This is a genomic window from Salinivibrio sp. MA427 (assembly GCF_001996115.1).
Classification (GTDB): Bacteria; Pseudomonadota; Gammaproteobacteria; order Enterobacterales; family Vibrionaceae; genus Salinivibrio; species Salinivibrio costicola.
On sequence record NZ_MUFH01000220.1, the window covers coordinates 1 to 5,911 of the forward strand.

Consider the following 5,911-nt stretch of genomic DNA (forward strand, 5'->3'; position numbering starts at 1 on the left):
ATCCAGGGCGAAGGCACCTTCACAGGGGTTCCGTCGGTTTTTGTCCGCTTGCAAGGATGTCCAGTAGGATGTGCCTGGTGCGATACTAAGCAAACCTGGGAAACGGATGATAAGGATCAGCAAGATAAGATCTTTATTATTGATAAGTCAGAGGATTCACCGACTTGGTGCTGGCTAGGAGCCGAAGATATCGTCACTGAAATCACGCAACGCTATCACGCTAAGCATATCGTGATTACCGGGGGCGAACCCTGTCTTTATGATTTGGTACCTTTAACGGAAGCCTTGGAAGAGGCTGGATGCCAATGCCAAATTGAAACCAGTGGCACCTATACGGTCTATGCGAGCCAAGCCACCTGGGTAACGGTGTCGCCCAAAATCAATATGCGCGGTAAATTGCCCGTTCTCGCCAGTGCGATGGCGCGAGCCAATGAGATAAAACATCCGGTGGGGACAGAAAAGGACATTACACAATTAGAGACTCTGCTTGAGACCTGCCCAGCCTCTCCTGGTGCAACCATTGCGCTGCAGCCGGTAAGCCAAAAGCCACGTGCAACCAAACTTTGCATCGACACCTGCATTGCGCGCGGCTGGCGTTTATCCGTGCAAACACACAAGTATTTGAATATCGCCTAAGTGACGATGACGAGGACGGTGGCAAGATAAATCGCGCCGTCATGGAGCAAAGCACACGTCGAAAAGCGACAAAAAACGCCGAGTACTGAAGTGACCTCATAAAGCTGGACACTGCTACTCGGCGTTTTTTTATTTCTCTCGACTGCTTCTTATTTACCTCGAGTATTGTTACTCACGTCGAGTTTCGTTACTCACCTCGATAAGTGCAACCTGCGGTACAAGTTTCTTTCACCATGACCTGGCTTAACAAAGGCAGATTCGGTTTTACCTGTTGCCAAATCCAATGTGCTAGCACTTCACTGGTTGGATTTTCTAGCCCTTCAATGTCATTGAGATAGTAGTGATCCAGGCGCTGATAAATCGGTTTGAAAGCCGCTTTTATTTCGGCAAAGTCGATCACCCACCCCGTATACGGATCAACGTCGCCTTCTACATACAAACGCACCGTAAATGAATGCCCATGTAAACGTCCACATTTATGGCCTTCTGGCACATTCGGTAAATGGTGTGCCGCCTCAAAGGTAAATTCTTTAAACAACTCAGTGGTCATTTTACTTCATTCCAACAACAACAAGAGGCCGCATGCTACTTAAATTCGCTGGCCGACTCAAACGCATTCATCTGACCACACCCGTTAGTCTGTGCGGCCAGAATGCCTCGCAATACGGGATTCCGTCTCATTATTAGGACGATTTACGTCGATGAAATCACACATTTTATATGAGGATACCGCCACAAGTGCGCTCTCGGTTTAACATAGTCGCTACAGGCTAGAACTGATAACTCTATAAATTAATAACAAATGGTTGACTCATGCGTATGACCCTTGCGAGCAAAATTCTTCTTGCTCTTTTTTTTGTTTTCGCTCTTGTGCTCGCCACCTCGCTGGCCTATCAGTCGCATCAACAAAAAGCCTTGATGACATCGATTGTCAGCGAGCAAACCTTAGATAAAGCGTCCAACTACTTTGATAGCCTTAATATGCTGATGCTCACCGGCACCATCAGCCAGCGTAATACGTTGCGAGAGAAAATGCTGTCACACAAAGGCATCGACGACGCTCGCGTGATCCGTGGAGAGGCAATTACCCGCTTTTTTGGCCCAGGAAACCCTGAGCAATCTGCCCAGGATGCCATTGACCAACGTTCCCTCAAAGGTGAAACCATTGTCGAAACCTTTGATGCTGATGCGGGAAAAGGATTGGTGGTCGCCCTGCCGATGAAAGCGAGCAGCGATTATCGCGGCACCAATTGTCTGCAATGCCACGTAGCAGAGGAAGGCACCGTACTCGGTGTTATCCGGCTCGAGTATGATCTTGAGCCTTTGTATAGCACCATCGATAGAGAAATGTTAATTACCGCTGGGATAATGGGCAGCATCGCTGTGATTGGATTTTTAATCTCACTCACTGTGATTCGCCGCTGGGTAGTCTCCCCGCTTAAGCGCGTCTCTGCCTTTATGAAACGCACCAGCCACGACAAAAATCTTTCCGAGCGCCTCAACAATACCCGTGACGACGAGATTGGTGAACTGTGCAATAGTTGCGACCAGTTGCTTGATAACTTTGCTGCCAGCCTGCAACAAGTTCAGCGCACCTCAGAAACCCTGTCTGCTGAGGCCATGAATCTGATCCGTGTCTCAAGCCATACCGATCAATTAGCTGATAGCCAACGTCACGAAACCAATGACATGTCTTCAGCCATCGATGATGTGCAGCAGCATCAACACGACATTCAAAATCGTACTCAAGAAGCGGCGCAATTGAGTGAATCTGCCGCAGGCAGTGCCAATCAGGGCAGTGATCTGGCGAATGTCGCGGCCAATGACATTCGTAAGTTGGTGGCTGATATTGGCCAAGTACGCACACAAATATTGGATGTTAACCAACAAAGCCAGCAAGTAACGACGATTCTCAGCGTGATCCGGGAAATTGCCGAGCAAACGAACTTGCTGGCGTTGAATGCCGCCATTGAAGCCGCTCGCGCCGGAGAACAAGGCCGGGGGTTTGCGGTGGTTGCYGACGAAGTACGCAACCTTGCCAGTCGTAGCCATGATGCCACTGGTGAAATCCAAACCATCATTGAAAACTTGTGTGCAGGCAGTGAAGCCTCTGCGCAAGCGGTTGAAGCGACCAGTGAAAGTGCTAATCAACGTGCAGAAACCGTGACGGAACTTTCTACCGCTTTGGGTAATATCGCCGACCAAGTTAGAACGGTCAACGACAACGCCAATGACATCAGCAAACAAAGTGATCACCAGGCGCAAATGACCGATGCCTTGCTCGCTCAAGTGGGTCGTATTCAAAGTCACGCCAACGATACCGCAACCAATGCTAATGAGGTGAAAGCGATTAGTGCAAATCTCGAGCAGCTGGTTGAACAACTTGAAGGGTTAATTGGCCAATTTCAGCTCTCAGACACGCTCAAACCTTGAAGCTATACAGGATACAGGTAAACTTGCTAGTCTAACTTGCAAAATCACTGATGCGGTCACACCCCGTTGGCCGCATTACCTAAACGGAGATAGAAGCGAATTATGACATACGCGCCTGTAGTAGACGTCCTGCGCGGCAAGGCGGCAGTCGACACTGAAGTGACTGTGCGTGGATGGGTCCGGTCACGCCGAGATTCCAAAGCCGGTATTTCTTTTCTTGCCATTTACGATGGTTCTTGTTTTGACCCTATTCAGGCCGTGGTCCCTAATGAGCTGGATAATTATCAGCAAGACGTTCTGCGCCTGACCGCAGGCTGCTCCGTTGAGGTCACGGGTAAGGTTGTTGAATCGCCCGGAAAAGGTCAAGCCTATGAGCTTCAGGCAACGGCAGTGAAGGTCGTTGGTTGGGTTGACGATCCAGACACGTACCCAATGGCGAAAACGCGCCATTCGATTGAGTACTTGCGTGAAGTGGCGCATCTCCGCCCACGTTCGAACGTAATTGGTGCCGTTGCACGTGTACGTCATACGCTCTCACAAGCCATTCATCGCTTTTTCCATGAGCAAGGCTATTACTGGATGTCTGCACCGCTGATCACAGCGTCGGATTGTGAAGGTGCGGGGGAAATGTTCCGGGTGTCTACCCTAGACATGGCCAATGTGCCAAAAACCGAACAAGGCGAAGTCGATTACGATCAAGACTTTTTTGGCAAAGAAGCGTTCTTGACCGTATCGGGTCAGTTAAATGCCGAAACTTACGCCTGTGCACTCAGTAAAGTGTATACGTTTGRTCCCACCTTCCGTGCAGAAAACTCCAATACTAGCCGTCACTTGGCTGAGTTCTGGATGGTCGAGCCAGAAGTGGCGTTTGCCGATCTTGATGACTCTGCCGAGCTTGCAGAAGCCATGTTAAAATATGTTTTCAAGGCCGTGTTGGATGAGCGCAAAGATGACATGCAGTTCTTTGAACAGCGGATCAATAAAGATGTTCTGACTCGTTTGGAGAAATTCGTCAACGCCGACTTTGCGCAAGTGGATTACACCGATGCGGTCACTATTTTGCAAAACAGCGGCCAAACTTTTGAATTCCCCGTTGAGTGGGGCATTGATTTAGCCTCTGAGCATGAGCGTTACCTAGCAGAAGAGCACTTTAATGCACCGGTTGTGGTAAAAAACTACCCGAAAGACATTAAAGCATTCTATATGCGTATGAACGATGACGGTAAGACCGTTGCTGCGATGGACGTACTCGCACCAGGTATCGGCGAAATCATCGGCGGCTCTCAGCGTGAAGAGCGCCTAGATGTGCTCGACCAACGCCTTGAAGAAATGGGGCTAGAAAAAGAAGATTTCTGGTGGTACCGCGATCTTCGCCGTTATGGCACTGTCCCTCACTCTGGTTTCGGTCTGGGCTTCGAGCGTCTGGTTTCATACGTGACGGGNGATCCCATTCCCTCGCTCACCACGCAATGCCAGTTTCTAAATAGATACACTTATCCAAAGGCTGCAGGTTGCAGCCTTTTATTTGCATTTAGCTTTCATTCATCATAACCATGGACGACACCAATGTTTGAGAAAATCTCTGCGGCACCTGCTGATCCTATCCTAGGGCTAACTGAAGAATTTAAAGCGGATCCACGTGAAGATAAGATTAACCTCGGGGTCGGGGTCTATAAAAACGAGCACGGCGAAACGCCCGTTTTAACCTCAGTAAAAAAAGCCGAGGCACTACTACTCGATAAAGAAACCACCAAATCTTATTTGAGCATTCCAGGCACCGCCGAATATGGCCTTGCCGTTCAGCAATTACTTTTTGGTGAGCATGCGGATGTCATTAAAGACAAACGCGCACAAACCGCACATTCTCCCGGCGGCACCGGCGCCCTTCGCTTAGCAGGTGAATTTATTAAACGCCACCTGGGCGATGTCACCATTTGGATCAGTAACCCAACTTGGGCTAACCATAAAGGCGTGTTTACCGCGGCAGGTTTAACTCTCGCAGAATACAGCTATTATGATCCGGCCAAAAATGACAAAGATTTTTCAGCGATGGTCGCTGATCTCGAGAAAGCGGCAGCGGGCGATGTCGTGCTACTCCACGGCTGCTGTCATAACCCAACCGGTATCGATCCTACCGAGCAAGAATGGCAAACCTTGGCAGATCTCTGCCAACGTAAAGGCTTACTGCCTATGTTTGACTTTGCATATCAAGGCTTTGCCAAAGGCGTAGAAGAAGACGCAGTCGGTCTGCGTATTTTCGCTAACGTCTGCCCAGAGCTGCTGATCGCAAGCTCATTCTCGAAAAACTTTGGCTTATATAACGAACGCGTTGGTGCCTTCACACTGGTCGGCCGTCAAGAGCAAGAAGCGGTCACCGCCTTTAGCCAAGTTAAAAGTATCGCCCGAGTGATTTACTCTAACCCACCTGCCCATGGCGCAGCGGTGGTAACGACGATTCTGAATGACCCAACGCTCAAGGCGGAATGGTTACAAGAATTGGCGACGATGAGAGACCGCATTAAAGCCATGCGCACGGAATTTGTCAAWACACTCAAAGCGCAAGGCGTCTCACGTGATTTTAGCTTTATTGAGCAACAAAACGGTATGTTCTCGTTCTCAGGGCTGAATAAGGATCAAGTGAATGCATTAAAGGCTGATCATGGTGTCTACATTGTCGGTTCCGGTCGGCTTAATGTTGCGGGTATGACGCACACTAATATGGTGCCACTTTGCACTGCGATCGCAAAGGTTTTAGACTAAGCGTCGCTGTCTTAAAAATGAAACAAAGGGCCGCTAGGCCCTTTTTTTGTTGGCGGCATTTATATTTAAACAATTTATTAAC

At 49.1% G+C, this 5,911-nt stretch carries 4 protein-coding genes and 1 pseudogene; 4 read left to right on the forward strand and 1 reads right to left on the reverse strand.

Features of this window, described 5'->3' with window-relative positions; all coding sequences use genetic code 11:
- A partial coding sequence (gene queE, locus BZG79_RS12095; RefSeq protein ID WP_108743287.1) for a 7-carboxy-7-deazaguanine synthase QueE occupies positions 1 to 636 on the forward strand: 636 nt, incomplete at its 5' end.
- 187 nt (positions 637 to 823) lie between these two features.
- On the opposite strand, the gene queD is transcribed toward queE, so the two are convergent.
- A complete protein-coding gene (gene queD, locus BZG79_RS12100) occupies positions 824 to 1,186 on the reverse strand; it encodes a 6-carboxytetrahydropterin synthase QueD (protein WP_021022792.1) in 363 nt (120 codons plus the stop codon).
- Between the two features lie 263 nt (positions 1,187 to 1,449).
- Between queD and BZG79_RS12105 the strand changes: the two genes are divergently transcribed.
- From BZG79_RS12105 to BZG79_RS12115, 3 genes and pseudogenes are all read left to right on the forward strand, one after another.
- On the forward strand, positions 1,450 to 3,069 hold the full coding sequence (locus BZG79_RS12105; protein ID WP_077774491.1) for a methyl-accepting chemotaxis protein: 1,620 nt from the start codon (positions 1,450 to 1,452) through the stop codon (positions 3,067 to 3,069).
- 102 nt (positions 3,070 to 3,171) lie between these two features.
- Positions 3,172 to 4,552, forward strand: a pseudogene (gene asnS / locus BZG79_RS12110) (asparagine--tRNA ligase).
- 83 nt (positions 4,553 to 4,635) lie between these two features.
- The gene (locus BZG79_RS12115) at positions 4,636 to 5,829 is read left to right on the forward strand and encodes an amino acid aminotransferase (RefSeq protein ID WP_077774492.1); all 1,194 of its coding nucleotides are present in this window, start codon (positions 4,636 to 4,638) and stop codon (positions 5,827 to 5,829) included.
- Positions 5,830 to 5,911: the final 82 nt, after the last annotated feature.